General features: G+C 66.1%; 16 protein-coding genes. 8 read left to right on the top strand and 8 right to left on the bottom strand.

Features of this window, described 5'->3' with window-relative positions; all coding sequences use genetic code 11:
* Positions 1 to 4: 4 nt before the first annotated feature.
* The 4 genes from GO608_RS05100 to GO608_RS05085 all read right to left on the bottom strand — a co-directional run bounded on the left by GO608_RS05100 (position 5) and on the right by GO608_RS05085 (position 5,113).
* On the bottom strand, positions 5 to 1,072 hold the full coding sequence (locus GO608_RS05100) for a branched-chain amino acid ABC transporter permease (RefSeq protein WP_169197187.1): 1,068 nt from the start codon (positions 1,070 to 1,072) through the stop codon (positions 5 to 7).
* 154 nt (positions 1,073 to 1,226) lie between these two features.
* On the bottom strand, positions 1,227 to 2,153 hold the full coding sequence (locus tag GO608_RS05095; RefSeq protein ID WP_169197188.1) for a branched-chain amino acid ABC transporter permease: 927 nt from the start codon (positions 2,151 to 2,153) through the stop codon (positions 1,227 to 1,229).
* 138 nt (positions 2,154 to 2,291) lie between these two features.
* Positions 2,292 to 3,125 (bottom strand): ABC transporter ATP-binding protein, encoded by an 834-nt coding sequence (locus tag GO608_RS05090; protein WP_169197189.1) that lies wholly within the window; start codon positions 3,123 to 3,125, stop codon positions 2,292 to 2,294.
* A gap of 11 nt (positions 3,126 to 3,136) precedes the next feature.
* On the bottom strand, positions 3,137 to 5,113 hold the full coding sequence (locus GO608_RS05085; protein ID WP_169197190.1) for an AMP-dependent synthetase/ligase: 1,977 nt from the start codon (positions 5,111 to 5,113) through the stop codon (positions 3,137 to 3,139).
* A gap of 413 nt (positions 5,114 to 5,526) precedes the next feature.
* Between GO608_RS05085 and GO608_RS05080 the strand changes: the two genes are divergently transcribed.
* The 3 genes from GO608_RS05080 to GO608_RS05070 all read left to right on the top strand — a co-directional run bounded on the left by GO608_RS05080 (position 5,527) and on the right by GO608_RS05070 (position 8,799).
* A complete protein-coding gene (locus tag GO608_RS05080) occupies positions 5,527 to 5,949 on the top strand; it encodes a DUF4124 domain-containing protein (protein WP_169197191.1) in 423 nt (140 codons plus the stop codon).
* A gap of 73 nt (positions 5,950 to 6,022) precedes the next feature.
* Positions 6,023 to 6,661 (top strand): DedA family protein, encoded by a 639-nt coding sequence (locus GO608_RS05075; protein ID WP_169197192.1) that lies wholly within the window; start codon positions 6,023 to 6,025, stop codon positions 6,659 to 6,661.
* 257 nt (positions 6,662 to 6,918) lie between these two features.
* Complete coding sequence (locus GO608_RS05070) at positions 6,919 to 8,799, top strand: putative bifunctional diguanylate cyclase/phosphodiesterase (protein WP_169197193.1); 1,881 nt, start codon at positions 6,919 to 6,921, stop codon at positions 8,797 to 8,799.
* Between the two features lie 70 nt (positions 8,800 to 8,869).
* Here GO608_RS05070 and icmF read toward each other — a convergent pair whose 3' ends face one another.
* Positions 8,870 to 12,157, bottom strand: coding sequence for a fused isobutyryl-CoA mutase/GTPase IcmF (icmF, locus tag GO608_RS05065; protein WP_169197194.1), 3,288 nt, complete (start codon positions 12,155 to 12,157; stop codon positions 8,870 to 8,872).
* A 253-nt stretch (positions 12,158 to 12,410) separates the two neighbouring features.
* Here icmF and GO608_RS05060 point away from each other — a divergent pair, with 253 nt between their 5' ends.
* The 3 genes from GO608_RS05060 to GO608_RS05050 all read left to right on the top strand — a co-directional run bounded on the left by GO608_RS05060 (position 12,411) and on the right by GO608_RS05050 (position 16,343).
* Positions 12,411 to 13,451 (top strand): AraC family transcriptional regulator, encoded by a 1,041-nt coding sequence (locus GO608_RS05060; protein ID WP_247002896.1) that lies wholly within the window; start codon positions 12,411 to 12,413, stop codon positions 13,449 to 13,451.
* 73 nt (positions 13,452 to 13,524) lie between these two features.
* Positions 13,525 to 15,627 (top strand): PAS-domain containing protein, encoded by a 2,103-nt coding sequence (locus tag GO608_RS05055; protein ID WP_169197195.1) that lies wholly within the window; start codon positions 13,525 to 13,527, stop codon positions 15,625 to 15,627.
* Positions 15,624 to 16,343: a response regulator transcription factor gene (locus GO608_RS05050; RefSeq protein WP_169197196.1), complete on the top strand. Its 720-nt coding sequence runs from the start codon at positions 15,624 to 15,626 to the stop codon at positions 16,341 to 16,343. Before GO608_RS05055 ends, GO608_RS05050 begins: the two co-directional genes overlap by 4 nt.
* 73 nt (positions 16,344 to 16,416) lie before the next feature.
* Here the strand turns inward: GO608_RS05050 and GO608_RS05045 are convergent, their stop codons facing one another.
* Positions 16,417 to 17,655, bottom strand: coding sequence for a CynX/NimT family MFS transporter (locus GO608_RS05045; protein WP_169197197.1), 1,239 nt, complete (start codon positions 17,653 to 17,655; stop codon positions 16,417 to 16,419).
* Between the two features lie 118 nt (positions 17,656 to 17,773).
* Here GO608_RS05045 and GO608_RS05040 point away from each other — a divergent pair, with 118 nt between their 5' ends.
* Positions 17,774 to 18,601 (top strand): AraC family transcriptional regulator, encoded by an 828-nt coding sequence (locus GO608_RS05040; protein WP_169197198.1) that lies wholly within the window; start codon positions 17,774 to 17,776, stop codon positions 18,599 to 18,601.
* A 125-nt stretch (positions 18,602 to 18,726) separates the two neighbouring features.
* The gene (locus tag GO608_RS05035; protein ID WP_169197199.1) at positions 18,727 to 19,203 is read left to right on the top strand and encodes a VOC family protein; all 477 of its coding nucleotides are present in this window, start codon (positions 18,727 to 18,729) and stop codon (positions 19,201 to 19,203) included.
* Between the two features lie 33 nt (positions 19,204 to 19,236).
* Here the strand turns inward: GO608_RS05035 and ypfJ are convergent, their stop codons facing one another.
* A complete protein-coding gene (gene ypfJ, locus GO608_RS05030) occupies positions 19,237 to 20,094 on the bottom strand; it encodes a KPN_02809 family neutral zinc metallopeptidase (protein ID WP_169197200.1) in 858 nt (285 codons plus the stop codon).
* Between the two features lie 159 nt (positions 20,095 to 20,253).
* The gene (locus GO608_RS05025; protein ID WP_169197201.1) at positions 20,254 to 21,642 is read right to left on the bottom strand and encodes a KamA family radical SAM protein; all 1,389 of its coding nucleotides are present in this window, start codon (positions 21,640 to 21,642) and stop codon (positions 20,254 to 20,256) included.
* Positions 21,643 to 21,698: the final 56 nt, after the last annotated feature.

The raw sequence follows: 21,698 nt of genomic DNA, 5'->3' as shown, positions 1-21,698 counted from the left end.
ATGCTCAGTGCGGGAACGGCCACAGCCGCAGCTTTTCCTTGCCGATCTGCCACAGCCGCGCGAGCCCGTGCGGCTCGACGATGAGGAAAAAGATGATCAGGCCGCCGAAGATGATCAGTTCGAGGTTCGAGCCGAGCCCCGCCGGCATCGAGCCGGCGAACAGCGCGTGCATCGCGACGTTCAGGAAGATCGGCAGCAGCACGATGAACGCCGCGCCGAGGAAGGAGCCCATGATCGAGCCGACACCGCCGATGATGATCATGAACAGGATCTTGAACGACAGGTCGAGATTGAAGCCTTCCGGCTCGACCGTGCCGAGGTAGGCGTATGCGTACAGCGCGCCGGCGACGCCGCAATAGAACGACGACACCGCGAACGCCGACAGCTTCGCGAACATCGGTCGGATGCCGATGACTTCGGCCGCGACGTCCATGTCGCGCACCGCCATCCACGAGCGGCCGGTCGTGCTGCGCACGAGGTTCTTCGCCGCGAGCGCGAGCACCGCGACGATGCCGAGCGTCAGCAGGTATTTCGACACTGGCGTGTCGAACGCGAAGCCGAGGATCTCGATCTGCTGCGCGGAAATCACGCCCGACGACGAGTTGTTCGAGAACCAGGGGAACTTCACCAGCGCCCAGACGATGAAGAACTGCGCCGCGAGCGTCGCCACCGCGAGGTAGAAGCCCTTGATGCGCAGGCTCGGCAAGCCGAACGCGACGCCGACCACTGCCGCGCACAGCCCGCCGATCGCCAGCGCGACGAGGAACGGCATGCCGTCGACGCGCAGCATGAAGTTGTATGCGCCGAACGCGCCGACCGCCATGAACGCCGCCGAACCGAGCGACAGCTGCCCGGCATAGCCGGTGAGGATGTTCAGGCCGATCGCGGCGAGCGAGAAGATCAGCACCGGGATGAGGATCGCCTGCAGCCAGTACTCGCTCGCGACGAGCGGCACGGCAAGGAAGAAGAAACCGAGGATCGCGATGAACCCGACCCTGTCCTGGCGGATCGGGAAGATCTGTTGATCCTCTTGGTAACTGACCTTGAACTGGCCCGCTTCACGATAAAGCATGCATTGTCTCCGTCTTTCTTTTGTTAACGCGGCAACCCGATACGGTTCGGGCCGAGCTTGCCGAAGCCCTGCCACCGCTCTTCGACAGGCCCAGGGCGAACGGTCGTATTCAATTGCCGGTTCAGTAGGTGTGCCATCGCGGTCGCGAGTCGCTTCAGACCCGGTCGATGTGGCGCTCGCCGAACAGCCCTTCGGGGCGGATCAGCAGGAAGCCGAGCGCGAGCACGTACGGGAACCAGCCTTCGATGCCGCCGCCGACGAACGGGCCGATATACACTTCGGCGAGCTTTTCCGACGCGCCGATGATCAGCCCGCCGACGATCGCCCCGGGCACCGACGTGAAGCCGCCGAGGATCAGCACCGGCAGCGCCTTCAGCGCGGTGAAGGTCAGCGCGAACTGCACGCCGCTCCTCGCGCCCCAGATCAGCCCGGCGACGAGCGCGACGAAACCGGCCACCGCCCAGACGATCGCCCAGATGTGCTGCAGCGGGATGCCGATCGACAGCGCCGCCTGGTGGTCGTCGGCGACCGCCCGCAGCGCGCGGCCGACTTTCGTGTATTGGAAGAACAGCGCGAGCGACGCGACGAGCGCACCGGCGAGCGTCGCGGCGAAGAGATCGAACTTCGACACCAGGATGTCGGCGCTCTCCATGATCCATTCGACCGGCTCGTCCGCGATGCCCAAGCTCAGGCCCCGCACGTTCGCCCCCCACAAGGCCTGCGCGATCCCCTCGACAAGGAAAGTCAGGCCGATCGTCGCCATGAACAGCGTGATGTGCGGCTGGTTCACGAGCGGGCGCAGCACGACTTTTTCGGTCAGGATGCCGAGCACGATCATCGCCGCGAGCGCGAGCACGAACGCGAGCCAGAACACGACGTTGCTGTCCGCGTCGAGCCCGGTCCAGCCCGGCAGCACTTCCTGGAAGCCGACGAAGGTCAGCGCGGCGAAGAACACCATCGCGCCCTGCGCGAAGTTGAACACGCCCGACGCCTTGTAGATCAGCACGAAGCCGAGCGCGACCAGCGAGTACAGCACGCCCGACAGCAGGCCGCCGATCAGTACTTCGAAAAAGAACCCCATTCCTGTCTCCTAGTAACCCGGCAGCCAAATACCGTTCGGGCTGAGCTTGTCGAAGCCCTGGCAGCGCCCTTCGACGGGCTCAGGGCGAACGGTCGTATCGAATCGCCGGTTTAATGATTCCTGTTGACCGTGAGTCGATCAGTGCGACGTGCCGAGGTAGGCGGCGATCACTTCCGGATTGTTCTTGACCTCGTCCGGCGCGCCGTCGCCGATCTTCTTGCCGTAGTCGAGCACGACGACGCGGTCCGAGATGTCCATGACGACCCCCATGTCATGCTCGATCAGCACGATCGTCGTGCCGAACTGGTCGTTCACGTCGAGGATGAAGCGACACATGTCCTGTTTTTCCTCGACGTTCATGCCGGCCATCGGCTCGTCGAGCAGCAGCAGGCTCGGCTCGGCGGCGAGCGCGCGGCCGAGTTCGACGCGCTTTTGCAGCCCGTAAGGCAGGCGCCCGACCGGCGTCTTGCGGATGTCCTGGATCTCGAGGAAATCGATGACTTCCTCGACTTTGAGGCGATGCTCGATCTCCTCCTTCTGCGCGCGGCCCCAGTACAGCGCGTGCTGGAAGAGGTTGCATTTCATCTTCAGGTTGCGCCCGGTCATGATGTTGTCGAGCACGCTCATGCCCTTGAACAGCGCGATGTTCTGGAAAGTGCGCGCGATGCCCTGTGCGGCGGCGACGTGCGGCTCCATTTTCTGGCGCAGCTCGCCGCGGAACATGATGCGGCCCTCCTGCGGGTGATAGACGCCGTTGATGACGTTCAGCATCGAGCTCTTGCCCGCGCCGTTCGGACCGATGATCGAGCGGATCTCGTGCTCGCGCACGTCGAAGCTGATGTTCGTCAGCGCCTTGACGCCGCCGAACGACAGCGAGATGTTCTGCAGATCGAGGACCACGCCGCCGATGCGCCGCTCGGCGACGGCGAGTTGCGCGTCGGGAGCCACGTGAATCAGGTCGTTCATCATCATCGCTCCTCTCCTCACGCGGCACGGGCCGCCGCGTGCGGCGCGAAAGTCTTCGTTTCCTCGATGCGCAGGTCGGCGCTGATGCGCCCCTCGCGGCCATCCTCGTACTTCACCAGCGTCTCGATGTGCTGGCTCTTCCGCCCTTCGAACAGCGCCTCGATCAGTGCGCCGTAGCGTTCCGCGATGAAGTTGCGGCGGACCTTGCGCGTGCGCGTGAGCTCCCCGTCATCGGCGTCGAGCTCCTTGTGCAGGATCAGGAAGCGGCGGATCTGCGAGCCGCTCATTTTCGGATCGGCGGCGAGGTCGGCATTGACTTTCTCGATGCAGTCGCGGATCAGCTCATACACCGCCGGCTGCGACGCGAGGTCGGTGTAGCCCGAATACGCCATGCCCTTCCGCTCGGCCCAGTTGCCGACCGCCTCGAGGTCGATGTTGATGAACGCGGTGACGCAGTCGCGGTGATTGCCGAACGTGACCGCCTCCTTCACGTACGGGAAGAACTTCACCTTGTTCTCGATGTAGTTCGGCGCGAACATCGACCCGTCGTTGAGCTTGCCGACATCCTTGGCGCGGTCGATGATCTTCAGGTGGCCGTCCTCGTCGAAGAAGCCGGCGTCGCCGGTCATGAAGTAGCCGTCGGCGTTGATCGATTCCGCAGTCGCGTCCGGGCGCTTGTAGTAGGCCTTCAGCAGCATCGGCCCCTTGACGAGGATCTCGCCCTTGTCGTCGAGCCTGACTTCGACGAACGGCGCCGGCTTGCCGACCGAATCGAGCTTGATCTGGCCGTCGGGCTGCAGGCACACGTAGGCGCAGGTCTCGGTCTGGCCGTAGAGCTGCTTCAGGTTCACGCCGATCGAGCGGTAGAAGCGGAACAGATCGGGCCCGATCGCCGCGCCGGCCGTGTAGGCGACGCGGATGCGGCTCATGCCGAGCACGTTCTTCAGCGGCCCGTACACGAGGAAGTCGCCGAGCGCGTACTGCACGCGGTCACCGGCCGACACCGGTTTCCCGTCGAGGATGTCGGCTCCGCAGCGGCGCGCGACGTCCATGAAGTGGTGGAAGAGCTTGCGCTTCACCGGCCCCGCGTCTTCCATGCGGATCATCACTTGGGTGAGCAGGTTCTCGAACACGCGCGGCGGCGCGAAATAATAGGTCGGGCCGATCTCGCGGAGATCGGTCATGACCGTGTCGCCCGACTCCGGGCAGTTGATCGTGAAGCCCGCGACCATCGCTTGCGCGAACGAGAACAGGTGATCGCCGACCCACGCCATCGGCAGGTACGACAGGATGTCCTCACGGTCGGTCAGCCGGTCGAACTCCATCCCGCCGGTCGCCGCGGCGATGAACGCGCCATGCGTCTGGCACACGCCTTTCGGCTTGCCGGTCGTGCCGGACGTGTACAGCATCACCGAAACGTCATCGGAAGCGCCCTTGTCGATCTCGGCGTCGAGGAAATCGGGGTGATTGCGATCGTGGCTGTGCCCCATCTCCTGCAGCGCGTCGAGCCCCATCAACAGCGTCTGGGTGTAATGCCGCATGCCGCGCGGGTCGTCGTAGACGACGTGCCGCAGCAGCGGCACTTGCGCCTCGATCTCGAGCATCTTGTCGACCTGCTCCTGGTCCTCGACGACGGCGAACTGGATCTCGGCATCCTGCAGCACGTAGATCATCTCCTGCGCGACCGCGTCCTGGTACAGCATCACCGGAATGCCGCCGAGGCACTGGCACGCGGCGACCGACCAGTACAGCCGCGGCCGGTTGTCGCCGATGATCGCGAGCCGGTCGCCGCGCCTGAAGCCCAGTTCGGCGAGCCCGCATGCAATCGCGCGGACGTTCTGCGCCACGGCCGCCCAGCTGTGGGTCTGCCAGATGCCGTATTCCTTCTCGCGCATCGCCGGCCGGTTCGGCCGCACGCTCGCGTGGTGCATCAGCAACCGCGGGAACGTGTCCAGCGCAGCCAAGTGCACGGCTTGCCCGGTCGATTCGGACATACCCACTTCCTCCTTCGGTTCGATTCCTTTCACTTATGTGCCCGAGCCCTGCGGTTCGCTGCAGGCCTGCGGGATGGCGCAGCGCTGGCGCCGGCGTCCCGGTCCGGCCAGAAAGACCGGGACGGAACGTGTTGATGGGTAGTGTCGCAAGCGATGTTTGCGCAACTGTTTGGGAAATGTAGTCAATTATTGCAATGGCGTCGCAGGCAGCGTACGACGTCACATCGTCCGAAAGCAAAACCATATGGAATAATCGTAATGATTTTTCACCGGCTAGAATCGAGCTTTGCAAAAGGGCGGCCTTCCCCGCGGGCGGGCGACGAGGCCGCCGAAACCCGTCCCCATCGAACGGAGCGACCGTGCAGGAACGTCCATTCACTCCCCGTCTCCTTTCGCTATGCCTCGGCGCCGCCTTGCTGGCGCTCCATCCATCCGCGCAGGGACAGGTCTACCAATGCCGGGAAAGCGGCAGGATCGTGTTTTCCGGCACCCCCTGCGACGCCGATTCGGCGCCGCTCGAAGTGAAGCCGGCAGCGGGCGACTACAACCAGCTTGACGACCGGCGGGCGCGCTCGCGAACCGAGACCGGCCGGGTCGAACTGAGGCGCATCGACGACGAGCGGGCGGCGAGGCGCCGCGACGCCGCCGCGGAGAATGAGTTACGGCAGAAGGCGGAATCGGACCGCTGCTTGCAGATTCGCGAAGACAGAGCGAGGGCGCAGCGTCTGGCGAAAGCGCGGCGGCCCTCGGACAATGCCCGGAGCGAAAGGGAGACTGCGGAAAAGCTGTCGGAACGCGAGTTTTTCGAGTGCCGGCGCACTGGGGGACTGCGGTGAAACGCCATGGGGCGCGGCGGACGCCGTCGGGTAAAATCCCCAACTTCGCCAACCGGCGCACGTGCCCCCGCCCATGGAAATCATCAACTTCCTCATCGACATCGTGATGCACCTCGACAAGCACCTCGAGGCGCTCGTCCAGGCTTATGGGATATGGATCTACGCGATCCTGTTCGCAGTGATCTTCAGCGAGACGGGTTTCGTCGTCACGCCGTTCCTGCCCGGCGACTCGCTGCTGTTCGTCGCCGGCGCGCTCGCGGCGGTCGGCGGCATGGACATCGGCCTGCTGATCGCCGCGCTGACGATCGCCGCGGTGCTCGGCAACACCCTCAACTATGCGATCGGCCGCTACTTCGGGCCGAAGGTGTTCCAGTGGGAAAACTCGCGCCTCTTCAACAAGGCGGCGCTGATGAAGACGCACCTTTTCTACGAGAAGCACGGCGGCAAGACGCTCGTCATCTCGCGTTTTCTGCCGCTGTTCCGCACCTTCGCCCCGTTCGTCGCCGGCATCGGCAGCATGACGTACGCACGTTTCACGCTTTTCAACGTCATCGGCGCGCTGGCCTGGGTCGTATCGCTGACGTTCGCCGGCTACTGGTTCGGCAACATGCCGTGGATCAAGCAGAATCTCACGCTCGTCATCGTCGCGATCATCGTCCTGTCGCTGGTGCCGGTCGCGATCGGGGCGTGGAAATCACGCTCCGCTGCGTAAGGCGGGGGTCGGCGATCATGCGGCTCGCCGTCGCGCAGCCCTCCGGCGCCGCCGCCTGCCCCGCAATCTACCGTCGTTGCGCCAGAACACTCCGGGCACTACCCTGAAGGCAGGAGGGTGGCACGATCTGCGAGAGCTCCGGTCTTATTGTCGATCGGGCGACGCACTGGCAAACCATCGCAAAGTCGTGCGGGACAGCCACGATCGAATCCAGCGAGACCGCGCGTCCCCAGGGCGCGAGGTACAAAAGGAAGATCATGAATTATGCCGAACGTGCCTTGCGCACGTTGAGCGCCGGAAACCGGGCGCTGCTGCGGGCCGAGGACGAAACGAGCCTGTTGCAGGAGATGTGCCGGATCATCGTCGAACTCGGCCGCTACCGCATGGCATGGGTCGGGTTCGCCGAGCAGGATGAAGCGAAGACCTTGCGGCCGGTCGCTCACAGGGGATTCGAAGAGGGTTTTTTCGACATCGCGCATTTCACCTGGGCGGAAGGGGAAGGCGGCCCGACCGCACAGGCGGTGCGAACCGGCAAACCGGCTGTCGTGCAGGATATCAACACCGTGGTCGCGCCCCACCTGCCGATCCCGATCACTGAAGCCATCGAGCGCGGCTACGGTTCGGTCGCGGCCTTTCCGCTGCTGGTCGAAGGTCGGGTGACGGGCAACCTGACGATTTTCGCCGCCGAGCCCGACGCTTTCAACGAACAGGAATGTGCACTGCTCGGCGAAATGGCCGATGACCTCGGCTTCGGCATCGGCACGTTGCGGATGCGCGCGCGCCACCGCGAGGCGGAAGAAACGATCCGCCACATGGCCTTCTTCGACACGCTCACCGGCCTGCCGAACCGCACCTCACTGCACCAGGAGCTGACGACCGCGATCGAAGCGGTGCATGCCGCGCACAATCCGCTAGCGCTGCTGATCATCAAGATCGGGCACTTCCAGGAGATCAGCGACACGCTGGGCTACGAAGAGGCGGACCTGCTGGTGCAGGAGATGGCGAGGCGCCTGTCGCAGCTCGCCGGCGAAGGACGGTCCGTCGCGCGCGCTGGTGAAGACGAATTCGCGCTCGCCCTGCCGAACACCAGCGCTGAAGTCGCGATCCGGCTCGCACAGCGGATCATGCGCGAAGTTTGCGACCCGGTGCCGCTCGGCCCGCTGACCGTCGACCCGCACGCTTACATCGGCGTCGCGATGTTTCCCGGCCACGGCAACACTGCCGATGCGATCCTGCGCCGCGCGAAGATCGCCGCCGTCCAGGCAAAGCGCACCGCCGCGAAATTCGCCCTGTACCAAGGCACTGCCGATCAGGAATGCACGCGTCGCCTCGCGCTGATGAGCGACCTGCGCAGCGCGATCGACAAGAACGAACTGCTGCTGTTCTGCCAGCCGAAAGTGTCGATCTCGTCCGGCGAAGTATGCGGCGCGGAAGCGCTGGTGCGCTGGCAGCACGCGCAGCACGGTATGGTCGCGACGGGCGAATTCATCGCGCTCGCCGAACGTGCCGGCCTGATCATGCCGCTGACGCGCTGGGTGCTCGAAACTGCGTTCCGCCAGAGCCACACGTGGTTCGAACAGGGCATCCGCCAGCCGCTGTCGGTGAATCTGTCGGCGCAGGACCTGCGCGACCCGCGCCTCGTCGACCGCATCTCGAGCCTGTTTGCCACGTGGGCGATGCCGCCCGAGATGATGCAGTTCGAACTGACCGAAAGCGCCCTGATGGAAGACCCGGCCGGCGCACTCAAGACGCTCCAGCGCCTGAAGGCCCTCGGCGTCGAGCTCTTCATCGACGATTTCGGCACCGGCTACTCGAGCCTGAGCTACCTGCAGAAGCTGCCCGTCGACTCGCTGAAAATCGACCAGTCGTTCGTCGCAAGCATGCTGACGAACCCCGGCTCGGCAGTCATCGTGCGCTCGACGGTCGAACTCGGCCACAACCTCGGGCTCGGCGTCGTCGCCGAAGGGGTCGAAAGCGAGGGGCAGTGGAACGGCCTGCGGGCGCTCGGCTGCGACACTGCCCAAGGCCATTTCGTCGGTTTCCCGATTCCGACCGAACAGTTCGTCGACTGGGAGGCGCATTGCCAGTGGAGGCACCGCCCGACAGCCGGGGACCCAACGCCGACGACTGCTCACTGACGGTTCAAACCAGACAGAAAAAAACGGCGCCGTGTGGCGCCGTTTTCATGACTGCCTCGACGGCCCGCGCTTACATGCTGCGCCGATACTGCCCGCCGACTTCGTACAGCGCCGACGTGATCTGGCCGAGCGAGCAGTAGCGCACCGCGTCGACGAGCACTTCGAACACGTTGCCGTTCTCGATGACGGTCTGGCGCAGCCTCGCGAGCCACTTCGGCGCTTCCGCGGCGTTGCGTGCCTGGAAGTCGGCGAGGCGCTTCAACTGCCCCTGCTTCTCTTCCTCGGTCGAGCGCGCGAGTTCGATTTCCGGCTGCGCGCTGCCCTTCGGGTTCAGGAAAGTATTCACGCCGATGATCGGGTACGAGCCGTCGTGCTTCTTGTGCTCGTAGTACAGCGACTCCTCCTGGATCTTGCCGCGCTGGTAGCCGGTCTCCATCGCGCCGAGCACGCCGCCGCGCGACGCGATCGCCTCGAACTCCTGCAGCACCGCTTCCTCGACGAGGTCGGTGAGTTCCTCGATGATGAACGCACCCTGGTTCGGGTTCTCGTTCTTCGCCAAGCCCCATTCGCGGTTGATGATCAGCTGGATCGCCATCGCGCGGCGCACCGATTCCTCGGTCGGCGTCGTGATCGCCTCGTCGTACGCGTTGGTGTGCAGCGAGTTGCAATTGTCGTAGATCGCGATCAGCGCCTGCAGCGTCGTGCGGATGTCGTTGAAGTCCATCTCCTGCGCGTGCAGCGAGCGCCCGGACGTTTGCACGTGGTACTTGAGCTTCTGGCTGCGCTCGTTCGCGCCGTACTTGTTCTTCATCGCCACGGCCCAGATGCGGCGCGCGACGCGCCCGATCACCGAGTACTCGGGATCCATGCCGTTCGAGAAGAAGAACGACAGGTTCGGCGCGAAGTCGTCGATGTGCATGCCGCGCGCGAGATACGACTCGACGTACGTGAAGCCGTTCGACAGCGTGAAGGCGAGCTGCGAGATCGGGTTCGCGCCGGCTTCGGCAATGTGGTAGCCGGAGATCGACACCGAGTAGAAGTTCTGCACCTGGTGATGGACGAAGTACTCCTGGATGTCGCCCATCATCTTCAGCGCGAACTCGGTCGAGAAGATGCAGGTGTTCTGGCCCTGGTCTTCCTTCAGGATGTCGGCCTGCACCGTGCCGCGCACCGACGACAGCGTCCACTCCTTGATCTTCTGGAACTCGGTCTCCGTCGGCTCGCGGCCGTTGTCGGCGCGGAATTTCGCGACCTGCTGGTCGAGCGCGGTGTTGAAGAAGAACGCGAGGATGATCGGCGCCGGCCCGTTGATCGTCATCGACACCGACGTCGTCGGCGCGCACAGGTCGAAGCCGTCGTACAGCACTTTCATGTCGTCGAGCGTCGCGATCGACACACCGGAGTTGCCGATCTTGCCGTAGATGTCCGGGCGCAAATCCGGGTCGCAGCCATACAGCGTCACCGAGTCGAACGCGGTCGACAGGCGGTGCGCCGGCATGCCTTCGGAGACTTTCTTGAAGCGGCGGTTGGTGCGGAACGCGTCGCCTTCACCGGCGAACATCCGCGTCGGGTCCTCGCCTTCGCGCTTGAACGCGAACACGCCAGCGGTGTAGGGGAACGAGCCGGGGACGTTTTCCTTCATCAGGAACTTCAGCGACTCGCCGTCGTCGTCGAAGCTCGGCAGCGCGACTTTGCGGATCTTGGTGCCCGACAGCGATTCGGACGTCAGTTTGGTGCGGATCTCCTTGTCGCGGATCTTCACGACGTATTCGTCGGCGGCGTAGAGCTCCTTCGTCTTCGGCCACATCTCGAGGAGCTTTTTCGCCGTCGGCGTCAGCTCGCCATCCTTCCAGCCGATCAGCTCATCGAAAGTCACCTGGGCACCCGCGCCCTTGCCGCACTGCTCGAACAGCGCCTTCGCGATCTTCAGCGACTGGCGCTCGCGGGCGACGCGCGCCTGCTGCTCGATGTGCTTGTGGTAGTCGCGAACGGTGTCGGCGATCTCGGCCAGATACCGCGTGCGCTCGGCCGGCACGATCGCGCGGCCGTGGGAGGACGCCTTCGTCGCCACGATCGGCAGCACGCCGGGCTTGGCCTTCAGGCCCTTCTCGACGAGCTTCGGGAACATCGCCTGGTACAGGGCGGTCACGCCGTCGTCGTTGAAGCGCGCGGCCATCGTGCCGAAGACCGGCATCGCGTCGGTCGGCTGGCTGAAGAGCTCGCGGTTCCTCTGATACTGCTTCCTCACGTCGCGCAGCGCGTCGTCGGCGCCCTTGCGGTCGAACTTGTTGATCGCGACGAAGTCGGCGAAGTCGAGCATGTCGATCTTCTCCAGCTGGCTCGCCGCGCCGAATTCCGGCGTCATCACGTACAGCGACAGGTCGACGTACGGCACGATCGCGGCATTGCCTTGGCCGATGCCGGAGGTCTCGACGATGACGAGGTCGAAGCCGACGAGCTTCGTCGCGGCGATGACTTCGGGCAGCGCGGCCGAAATTTCCGAACCCGTGTCGCGCGTCGCGAGTGAGCGCATGAAGATGTTGTCGTGCTCGATCGCGTTCATGCGGATGCGGTCCCCGAGCAGCGCGCCGCCGGTGCGCTTCCGCGACGGGTCGATCGACACGATCGCGAGCTTGAGCTTGTCGTTCTGGTCGAGGCGGAAGCGGCGCACGAGTTCGTCGGTCAGCGAGCTCTTGCCCGCGCCGCCGGTGCCGGTGATGCCGAGCGCCGGCGTCCTGACTTTCGCCGCCGCGTCGATGATCGCCTTCCTGACGTCGTCGCCATAGGCGCCGTTCTCGAGCGCGGTGATTACGCGCGACAGCACGCGCTGGCGCGCGGCGCGCTCGCCGGTCGTGAGCTGCTTGACGACTTCCTCAGCGGACTGCGGCGCGACCGCGGTGAGGTCGAAGTCCGACTTCTCGACGAGGTCGTTGATCATGCCCTGCAACCCCATCATCGCGCCGTCTTCCGGCGAATACACGCGCGTGACGCCGTAGTCGTGCAGCTCGCGAATCTCGGACGGCACGATCACGCCGCCGCCGCCGCCGAACACCTTGATGTTCTCGCCGCCGTTGGCCTTCAACAGGTCGATCATGTACTTGAAGAACTCGACGTGACCGCCCTGGTACGACGTGATCGCGATGCCCTGCACGTCTTCCTGCAGCGCGGCGTTGACGATCTCGCCGACCGAGCGGTTGTGGCCGAGGTGGATCACTTCGGAGCCGGTCGACTGGAGGATCCGGCGCATGATATTGATCGACGCGTCGTGGCCGTCGAACAGTGCCGCGGCGGTCACGAAACGGACCTTGTTCTTCGGCTTGTAGTTGACGAGCTTCTTGGCTTCGCTGAGGTTGGTCATGTCGTTTTCCACGTGATGTCCGATGATGCCCTGCATCTTAGGAGGGCCGCCGAGCGATTGCCATTGCCCGGCCGGACGTCCATCGTGCAAAATCCGCCAACCTTCCAATCAACCTCGCGCCTTGCGCTGCACGAGCCCGACGATGCCCACCCCTTCCGCTGCTGGCGCGCTCGACCCCGTCTTGCCGCGCCCCGCCTTGCCGCGTCCCACTCGCAGCCGTCGTGCGACGGTTGCGCGCGGCTTTGTTACGGGGATGCTGTCGGGAATGGTCCGGCAAGGGCGCGATCCGGCGCCATTGCTCGCCGCAGCGGGCGTCGACCTTGCAGACCCCGCCACGCGCGTTCCGATCGACCGCTACGCGGCGCTGTACAACCTGATCGGTCGCGAGATGGACGACGAGGGCTTCGGCCTGTTCGCGCAGCCGATGCGCTCGGGCAGCTTCGAGTTCCTGTGCCGCGGCATGCTCGGCGCGGCGACGCTCGGCGACGCGCTCGATCGCGCGGCGCGCTTCCTGCGCATCGTGCTGCCCGATCTGGCAGTCAGCGTGCGGCGCGGCGACGGCGACGAGCGGGCCGAGCTGCGCATTTCGGAGACGCGCCGGCTTGCGGACCGGCGCGGAGACCCGGCTCGCGTGTTCGCATTCGAGTGGCTGCTGCGGCTGATCCACGCGGTTTCGTGCTGGCTCGTCAGCCGCGAGCTCGCGCTCGACTCGGTGCATTTCCCCTACCCTCGCCCCCCGCACGCCGACGACTACGCGCTGGTCTATACGGAACATTCGTTCTTCGACGCCGGCACGCTCGTCGCGCGGCTGCGCGACAACCTGCTCGACCTGCCGGTGCGGCGCGACGACGCCGCGCTCGCCACCTTCCTCGACGGTGCGCCCGGCAAGATCACGATGCTGTACCGGCGCGACCGCGACATGGTGTATCGCGTGCGCGACCTGCTGCGCGACGCGCTGCCCGAGAACCTGTCGCTCGAAGCCGTCGCCGACCGGCTGCACCTGTCAGCGCGCACGCTGCACCGCCGGCTCGAAGAGGAAGGCTCGAGCTTTCGCACGATCAAGGACGCGCTGCGTCGTGACATCGCGCTCGCCCGGCTGACGAAAACAGCGCAGCCGATTGCGCAGATCGGCGCCGAACTCGGTTACGCCGATCCCTCGGCGTTCTATCGTGCCGTGGTCGCCTGGACCGGGATGTCGCCGGAGCGGTTTCGAAAGCAGTTGCTGAACCAGGGCGCGGGGGCGGACTTCCAGGCTGCGGCCTCGCCGCGCCCTGCGCCGCGTTCCGTGAGGTAGTCGGCGCGTCTTCGCCTGCGGAGATGACTAGAATGGGCAAGCGCCAAACTCACTCCCGGAGGATGCACGCCTGATGTTGCGCAACACGCCGACTCCGCCTGCGAAAGGCGGCTCGCCGCCGAAGCTGTCGTCGCAGGAGCTGCGCCGCTACGACCTGCTGCTCGCCGGCCTCGACCTGCTCGACCAGGCGATCGCCGTCTTCGACGTGACGCCGAAGCTCGTGACGTGGAACAAGGCGATGCTGCGGCTGCTCGACTTTCCCGAGAAAATGGTCCACGTCGGCACGCCGTTCGAGGAGTTCGCGCGGTTCAATGCCGAACGCGGCGAATACGGCGAAGGCGATGTCGACCAGCTCGTCGCCGAGCGCATGGCCGCAGCGCGGGCGTTCCTGCCGCACTACGCGGAGCGCGCACGGCCGAACGGCAAAATCCTCGCGATCCGCGGCGTGCCGATCCCGAATCTCGGCTTCGTCTCGCTGTGGACCGACATCACCGAACAGCGCCGCTACGAGGACGTCATCCAGCGGCAGAACGCCGAACTCGAGGCGCGCGTCAAGGCCCGCACGGCCGAGCTCGAGAGCGCGAACGTGCGGCTCGCGCAGGCGCATGCCGAAGTCGACGAAATCGCTGGCGCGCTGCGGCGCTCCGAGGAGCGGCTGAAGCTGATCATCGATTCGATCCCGGCGCTGATCGCGTATGTCGATCGCGAAGAAATCTACCATTTCGCGAACCGCGGCTACGCCGAATGGTTCGGCCTGACCAAGGATGCGATCGTCGGGCGCAGCATCGAGAGCGTGTTCGGCGCCGCGCTGTACCCGCTGGTCGTCGAGCAGTTGAAGGTTGCAGCGAGCGGCGAGCGCGTCAGCTACGAATATTCGCGCAAGCTCGACAACGGCCGTACCGTGCATGCCCGCAGCGTCATCGTGCCCGAAATGTCCGCGCACGGCGAAGTGGTCGGCTATTTCGTGCTGTCGACGGACATCACCGAACAGAAAGCGAGCCAGGCGGCGCTCGTGCAGGCGCAGAAGATGGAAGCCGTCGGCCAGCTCACCGGTGGTCTCGCGCACGATTTCAACAACCTGCTGACGATCATCATCGGCAACCTGGCCGAGCTGAAATCGAAGCTGCCGCAGGGCGGTGCTGCGGTCGAGCACCTCGACCCGGCGCTGCACGCGGCGCGGCGCGGCGCGGAACTGATCAAGCGGTTGCTGACCTTCTCGCGCGGCCAGGGACTTGAACCGATCACAGTCGAGGTCGGCGTGCTGGTGCTCAACATGGCGCACCTGCTGTCACGCTCGCTGACCGAAAACATCCGCTTGCAGACGCGCCTGCCGCCAGTGCCGCTGCACGCTTTTGTCGACCCCCACCAGCTCGAGAACGCGCTGCTGAACCTCGCGCTCAACGCGCGCGATGCGATGCCGGACGGCGGCTCGCTGACGATCGCGATCGGCGAGCGCCACATCCCGGAGAGCCTCGCAATGCTCATCGAGCTGCCCCCGGGGGAGTACGTGCAGATCGACGTCACCGACACCGGCTGTGGCATCGACGCGAAGCTGCTGCCGCGGCTGTTCGAACCGTTCTTCACAACGAAACCGTTCGGCCAGGGCAGCGGTCTCGGGCTGGCGATGGTGTATGGCTTCGTGCGCCAGTCGGGCGGCAACATCCGCATCCGCAGCACGCCCGGCTCGGGAACGACGGTGACGTTCGTGCTGCCACGCACCGTCGCCCCGACGCCGGCGGCGCCGGCCAAAGGTGCCTCGCCGGCACTGCGCGGGCGCCAGAACGCCGGGCCGGTGCTGCTCGTCGAGGACGAACCCGAAGTACGCCGCATCATCCGGCTGCAACTGACCGCGCTCGGCCACTCCGTCATCGAGGCCGCCGACGGCGTCGAAGCGTGGAGCCTGATCGAGTCGGTCCCGGAGATCGCGGTCCTCGTCACCGACACCGTGATGCCCGGTGCGATCGGCGGCCGCGAACTCGTCGCACGTACCCGCGCGCTGCGCCCGCGGCTGCCGATCCTGATGATCACAGGCTACGCCAGCGACAACGCGCTCGCCGGCACGACGCAGCTCGACGTGCCGGTGCTGCGCAAGCCTTTCGACCAGGACACGCTCGCGACGAGCCTCGCCGCGATCCTGGATGTTCCGGCAACCACCGAGGACCTGCCCACCCGATGACCGACAACACGCCGCCGCTTGTCCTGGTTCTCGAGGACGAAGCGGATATCGCCCGCCTGATCTGCGGCGCACTTGCCGACTACGGCTTCCGCAGCGAACACGTCGCGACCGGGCGCGAACTGCTCGCCCGCGCGCGGAAAGCTTCCCCCGACCTGGTGGTGGTCGACCTCGGCCTGCCGGACATGGACGGCATGCAGGTGGTGCGCGAACTGCAGGACGGCAGCCCGTGCGCCGTGCTGATCCTTACCGGCCGCAACGATGTCACCGACCGCGTCCTCGGCCTCGAACTCGGCGCCGACGACTACCTCGTCAAGCCGTTCGAACCGCGCGAACTCGTCGCCCGTGTGCGCTCGATCCTGCGCCGCTACCAGCGCGCCGCATCCCCCGCGCCGGGCGCGGACGAACGCAGTGTCGCGGTCTTCGCAAACTGGCGCTTCGATACCGGCCGGCTCGCGCTGTCCCGTCCGGGCGAACCCGAAGTCAGCGTTTCGGCGGCCGAGGCGGCGCTGCTGCTCGCGCTGCTGCGCCGGCCGAACAAGATCCTGAGCCGCGAACAGTTGCTCGGCGAGCGCGACGTCGACCCGTTCGACCGCAGCATCGACGTGCGCATCTCGCGCCTGCGCCGCAAACTCGACGACGACCCGCAGCAGCCGAAGCTGATCAAGACGGTGTACGGCGCCGGATATCTTTTTTCGGCACAGGTGCGATGGGAATGACGGCACGACGAGGGCGCTGGCAACTTTCACCCGCTCCCGCGTCTCCTTCCGCATCACAGGCCACCTCTGCCCGTCAGCGCCGCCTCCCCGCCAACTCCGGCACCGGCGGTACCGGCAGCGGTGACAGCGCGCCGATCTGCGTCGGGCGGCCGGCGTACAGGCCGAACACGGCCTGGACTACGGATATCGCCGCGCACAGCAGCAGCGCGGCGGACCAGCCGCCGAAGATGTCATGGAGCGCGCCGACGAGGGTCGGGCCGACTGCGGCGAGCAGGTAACCCACGGCCTGTGCCATGCCCGACAGCGCTGCCGCCTGATGCACGCTGCCTGCACGCAGGCTCATGAACGTCAGCGCCAGGATCAGGCAGGCGCTGCTGCCGAAGCCATAGAAGATGCACCACACGACGCTCCAGCCCGGCAGCGCGATGAAGCCGACGAGGCCGACGAGGGCGAGGGTCGCACTCAGGAACGCGGCGGCGCGCTGATCGGTCAGGCGGTGGATCAGCGGCACCGCGAGCACGCCGGGAACCACCGTCGCGAGCTGCAGCAGCCCGTGCAGCGAGCCGGCGGACGCCGCGGAATAGCCGTTTTGCTGCAGGATCGCCGGGAGCCAGCTGATGACGACGTAGTAGACGAACGAATTGAGCCCCATGAAAGCGGTCACCTGCCACGCGAGCGGCGAGCGCCATATCGGGATCGCTGGAGTCGTGGCGGCCTGCTGCATCGGGCGCGTCGCCCTGCGCAGCTGCGGCAGCCACATCACTGCGCTGAACGCGGCAAGGACGGCCCAGATGCCGAGCGCGAAAGTCCATCCGGACGACGACATTCCCGTCAGCGGAATCATCACCGCCGAACACAAGGCGGCGCTCACGCTCATCGTCACCGCGTAAAGTGACGTCATCGTCGAGACTTTCGCGGCGAAGTCCCGCTTCAAGAGGCTCGGCAGCAGGACATTGCAGACCGCGATCGCGCTGCCCAGTATCACCGTGCCGCCAAACAGCCCCCACGCGGTGCCCGACGAACGCACGAGGATGCCGGTCGTCAGCAGCAGCAGCGCCGCGAACAGCGTGCGTTCGAGCCCGTGCCGGCGCGCGAGGCCGGCGGCGAGCGGCGAGACGAGCGCGAACGCGAGCAGCGGCAGCGTCGCCAGCACGCCGGCCTGCGTGGCGTTGAAGCCGAAGCTGTGCTGGATGTCGGCAAGCACCGGGCCGACGCCGGTGACCGGGGCGCGCAGGTTCGCGGCAATCAGCAGGATGCCGACGATGAGGAGGCCCTGAGCGGCGGGCGGCGTGACGGAGGCGTGCGGCTTCATGCGAATCCACCGTGGAAGAAGGGGAGATGGATTCGATTCTAGAGGGTGGGCGCTTATCTGAATCTCGATATCTTGACGGTTAATATCTTGATTCTGCCTGCACACAAGCTTTCCCTTCATGTCCGACCTTCTTGACAGCCTGGCGCGCTTCGATCCCGACGAGCTGTACAGCCCGGCCGTGGCGCTGACCGTCGACATCCGCGACAACAGCCGCGAGCTGCCGGTGCACCGGCACCGCAAAGGGCAGCTCGTCCTGGCGGCGCGCGGCTCGGTGACGTGCGAAGTGCCTTCCGGCCTGTGGATCGTGCCGCCGCACGGCGCAGTGTGGATCCCGGGCGGCATGCCGCACACCAACCGGGTATCGCTGAATGGCCGCATCTGCCTGCTGTTCGTCGAGCCCGACGCGGCGGCGCTGCCGGCGAGCTGCTGCACGCTGTCGGTGAGCCCGCTGCTGCGCGAGCTGATCCTGCGCCTCGTCGAACTGCCGCAGAGCTATTCCATCGACGGGCCGACCGGGCGCCTCGTCGCGGTGCTGCTCGACGAGCTCGTGCAGATGCCGGCCGAACAGCTCCATTTGCCGATCACGGCCGAGCCGCGCCTGCGCCGCATCGCCGACGCGCTGATGAACGATCCGTCCGACCGCAGCACGATGGCCGAATGGGCGCGGCGCGTATCGATCGGCGAGCGCACGCTGGCGCGCCTGATCGTCGGCGAAACCGGCATGACTTTCGGCCGCTGGCGCCAGCAGCTGCACATCGTCATCGCGCTGCAGCGCCTGTCGGCAGGGATGACGGTGCAGGTGGTCGCGCAGGATCTCGGCTACGAATCCGTCAGCGCCTTCATCACGATGTTCAAGAAAGTGCTCGGCAAGCCGCCCGCGCGCTATCTCGTCGAACGCGGGGAGTCGCTGCGGCTGCGGCGCGCGACGAGCGAGTCCCCGCCGTGACCTGGGAGGCCGGACGCGGTGCGGGACCGGACAGCCCGGCACCGGGGGCCATGCACCACGTTCATCCGTTCGCTACAATTCCGCCCTTGGTTTCCCTTCCCCGCAGAATTCAGGAGATTACCCAAATGTCGCACCGCCCGTTCAGGATCCTCGGCATCCAGCAGATCGCCATCGGCGGCCCGAGCAAGGAGCGGCTCAAGACGTTGTGGGTGGACATGCTCGGGCTGGAAGTCACCGGCAACTTCGTCAGCGAGCGCGAGAACGTCGACGAAGACATCTGCGCGATGGGCAAAGGGCCGTTCAAGGTCGAAGTCGACCTGATGCAGCCGCTCGACGCCGAAAAAAAGCCCGCGGTGCACGCGACGCCGCTGAACCACGTCGGCCTGTGGGTCGATGACCTGCCGGTCGCGGTCGAATGGCTGACTGCGCAAGGTGTGCGCTTCGCGCCCGGAGGCATTCGCCGTGGCGCGGCCGGCTTCGACATCACTTTCCTGCATCCGAAAGGCAACGACGAATTCCCGATCGGCGGCGAAGGCGTCCTCGTCGAACTGGTGCAGGCGCCGCCGGAAGTCGTCGACGCGTTCGCGCGCCTCGCGGGATAACCGGCAGCTACCGACGGCCGCCGAGGAGGGCGTTCAGAGCGCGCCCGGGCTGAACGTGTCGCACGCGCGCAGGTCACCGCGCTCGAGGCCGAGGCGGAACCAGCGCGCGCGCTGGGCCGAGCTGCCGTGCGTGAAGCTGTCCGGAACGACCTGGCCCTGCACCTGTTTCTGCAGCCGGTCGTCGCCAATCGCAGAGGCCGCGCCGAGCGCCTCCTCGACGTCGCCCGCTTCGAGCAGCTGGCGCGTACGGTCGGCGTGATGGCCCCACACGCCCGCGAGGCAGTCGGCCTGCAGTTCGACGCGGACCGACAGCGCATTCGCCTCGCGCGCCGGCAGCCGCTCGCGCGCCTGCTGAACCTTTTCGGAGATGCCGAGCAGGTTCTGCACGTGATGGCCGACTTCGTGCGCGATCACGTACGCCTGGGCAAAATCGCCGGGCGCGCGGAAGCGGTTCTGCAAGTCGTCGAAGAAGGACAGGTCGAGGTAGACTTTCTCGTCGGCCGGACAGTAGAACGGTCCCATCTCCGCCTGCCCGACGCCGCACGCGCTGCGCGTCGCGCCGGTGAACAGCACCATGCGCGGCTCCCGGTACTGGCCGCCGGCGGACGCGAAAATCGGCTCCCACGTGTCCTCGGTATCGGCGAGCACCTGCGAGGCGAAGCGGGCCAGTTCATCTTCCGCAGCCGAGCGTGGCGAGGTGGACTGCGTGGCCGGCGATGGCGACTGGACGCTCGCGGTGTCGAACACGACGCTCGGGTCGATGCCGAAATACATCGCGACGAGCGCGAGCACGATCGTGCCGATGCCGATCTTGCCACCCCCTCCGAGCCTGAAGTGCGAGCCGCGCCGGTCCTCGACGTTCTCGCTTTCCCGACGACCGCCGATACGCATGATCCGCCTCCGTGTGTGGACGTCCGCTGCGGATATTACACGTCGGCGAGCGGCGGCTTGCTGAAACGCGGACCGCATCGACGCCGGCTCGTCACTGTGGAGCAAACGCGGCGCCCGCCGGCGTCGCGTCCGGGACAGCCGCCGGCGCACGCGCGTTGTTCAGCTTTCGATCGACAGCTTGTCATCGCGGATCGCTTCGTACTCGTCCTCCCAGAACCATTTTTCGTCGCCGAACGCCGGCTTCAGGTGGTCGAACCACGTCGCCTGCGGATCGAACTTCGCGAAGAACGGCCGCTGCACCCAGTCCGGATTGCGTCCCTGGATGAAGCGCAGCACGAAAACTTTCTCGCCGGCGACTTCCGTCACGCCCTGGACCTCGACCTTGCCGGGGCTCGCGCTCATGCTCGGGCCGCGCGCCGTGCGCCCCAAGCCCGATACCTGCTGCATCGCGTCGCGGTAGATCTCCCACGCGCGCACGAGCGGCACTTCGAAGTAGTTGCGCGCGCCGGTGTCGCGCTCGACGAACATGTAGTACGGCACGATGCCGAGCCGCACCTGCGTCTTCCACATCCGCGCCCACACGTCGGGATCGTCGTTGATGTGGGCGATCAGCGGTCCCTGCCCGCGGATCACGACACCGGCCTTGCGCAGCCGCCGCACCGCGGCCTGCGTCGCCTCGGTGTCGAGTTCCTTCCAGTGGTTGAAATGCGTCATCAGCGCGACGTGCTTGCCCGCCTCGGTGAGGCGTTCGAGCAGTGCGATCAGCTCGTCGGCGTCATCGGCGCCGAGGAAGCGGTGCGGCCAGAACGTCAGCGCCTTGGTGCCGACGCGGATCGTCTGGATGTGCTCGAATTCCGGCTCGAGCAGCGGCTCGAGGTAGTCCCGCAGGTGGCGCGTTTTCATCACCATCGGGTCGCCGCCGGTGAACAAGAGGTCGGTGACTTCGCGATGGTGGCGCAGATAGGCGTGCAGCGTCTCGGCTTCGGACGACGCGATGCGCAGCTCCTTGTCGCCGACGAACTGCGCCCAGCGGAAGCAGAACGTGCAATAGCTGTGGCAGGTCTGGCCCTGGCTCGGGAAGTACAGCACTGTCTCGCGGTACTTGTGCTGAATGCCCTCGAGGCGGTTGCCGTGCTCGTCGCGCGGCATGTTCATTTCCATCTGGTCGGCCGGATGCGGGTTCAGCTCGTGGCGCACCGCGTCGATGGCTGTGTCGACATCCTTCTTGTCCGCGCCGTGCCGGAGCAACGTCGCGATGCGGTCGAAATGTTCCGGCGCGAGCATGCCGCGCTGCGGGAACGTCAGCTGGAACATCGGATCGGCGGGAATGTTGTCCCAGTCGATCAGTTCGTCGATGACGTACTGGTTGACGCGAAACGGCAGCACCGACGACACGACTTTCATCTCGAAGCGCTGCGCGTCGGACAGTTTCGCCAGCGGCGCAATCTGGTCGAGGTCGCGCTGCGTGTAGACCTTGAACGGCACCGGGTCGAAGCGCGCGGTGTTGAAAGTGATCGGGCGGGTAAGGGACTGGACTTGAGCCGTCATGGATGTCTCCTGATCTCGTTCCGTATCGGCACGCGCAGCCCCCGCGCGAAGGCGAT

Source organism: Aromatoleum buckelii (assembly GCF_012910785.2).
In the GTDB taxonomy this organism is placed as follows: domain Bacteria; phylum Pseudomonadota; class Gammaproteobacteria; order Burkholderiales; family Rhodocyclaceae; genus Aromatoleum; species Aromatoleum buckelii.
Note: the sequence above shows the minus strand (reverse complement) of the source record. Positions and strands in the feature narration are given on the sequence as shown.

Coding starts and splice junctions, on each gene's coding strand:
- GO608_RS05100 (WP_169197187.1), bottom strand. CDS start 1,072: ATGCTTTATCGTGAAGCGGGCCAGTTCAAGGTCAGTTACCAAGAGGAT.
- GO608_RS05085 (WP_169197190.1), bottom strand. CDS start 5,113: ATGTCCGAATCGACCGGGCAAGCCGTGCACTTGGCTGCGCTGGACACG.
- GO608_RS05060 (WP_247002896.1), top strand. CDS start 12,411: ATGCTGTCGGGAATGGTCCGGCAAGGGCGCGATCCGGCGCCATTGCTC.
- GO608_RS05025 (WP_169197201.1), bottom strand. CDS start 21,642: ATGACGGCTCAAGTCCAGTCCCTTACCCGCCCGATCACTTTCAACACC.
- ypfJ (WP_169197200.1), bottom strand. CDS start 20,094: ATGCGTATCGGCGGTCGTCGGGAAAGCGAGAACGTCGAGGACCGGCGC.
- GO608_RS05070 (WP_169197193.1), top strand. CDS start 6,919: ATGAATTATGCCGAACGTGCCTTGCGCACGTTGAGCGCCGGAAACCGG.
- GO608_RS05055 (WP_169197195.1), top strand. CDS start 13,525: ATGTTGCGCAACACGCCGACTCCGCCTGCGAAAGGCGGCTCGCCGCCG.
- GO608_RS05095 (WP_169197188.1), bottom strand. CDS start 2,153: ATGGGGTTCTTTTTCGAAGTACTGATCGGCGGCCTGCTGTCGGGCGTG.
- GO608_RS05075 (WP_169197192.1), top strand. CDS start 6,023: ATGGAAATCATCAACTTCCTCATCGACATCGTGATGCACCTCGACAAG.
- GO608_RS05040 (WP_169197198.1), top strand. CDS start 17,774: ATGTCCGACCTTCTTGACAGCCTGGCGCGCTTCGATCCCGACGAGCTG.
- GO608_RS05045 (WP_169197197.1), bottom strand. CDS start 17,655: ATGAAGCCGCACGCCTCCGTCACGCCGCCCGCCGCTCAGGGCCTCCTC.
- GO608_RS05090 (WP_169197189.1), bottom strand. CDS start 3,125: ATGATGATGAACGACCTGATTCACGTGGCTCCCGACGCGCAACTCGCC.
- GO608_RS05050 (WP_169197196.1), top strand. CDS start 15,624: ATGACCGACAACACGCCGCCGCTTGTCCTGGTTCTCGAGGACGAAGCG.
- icmF (WP_169197194.1), bottom strand. CDS start 12,157: ATGACCAACCTCAGCGAAGCCAAGAAGCTCGTCAACTACAAGCCGAAG.
- GO608_RS05035 (WP_169197199.1), top strand. CDS start 18,727: ATGTCGCACCGCCCGTTCAGGATCCTCGGCATCCAGCAGATCGCCATC.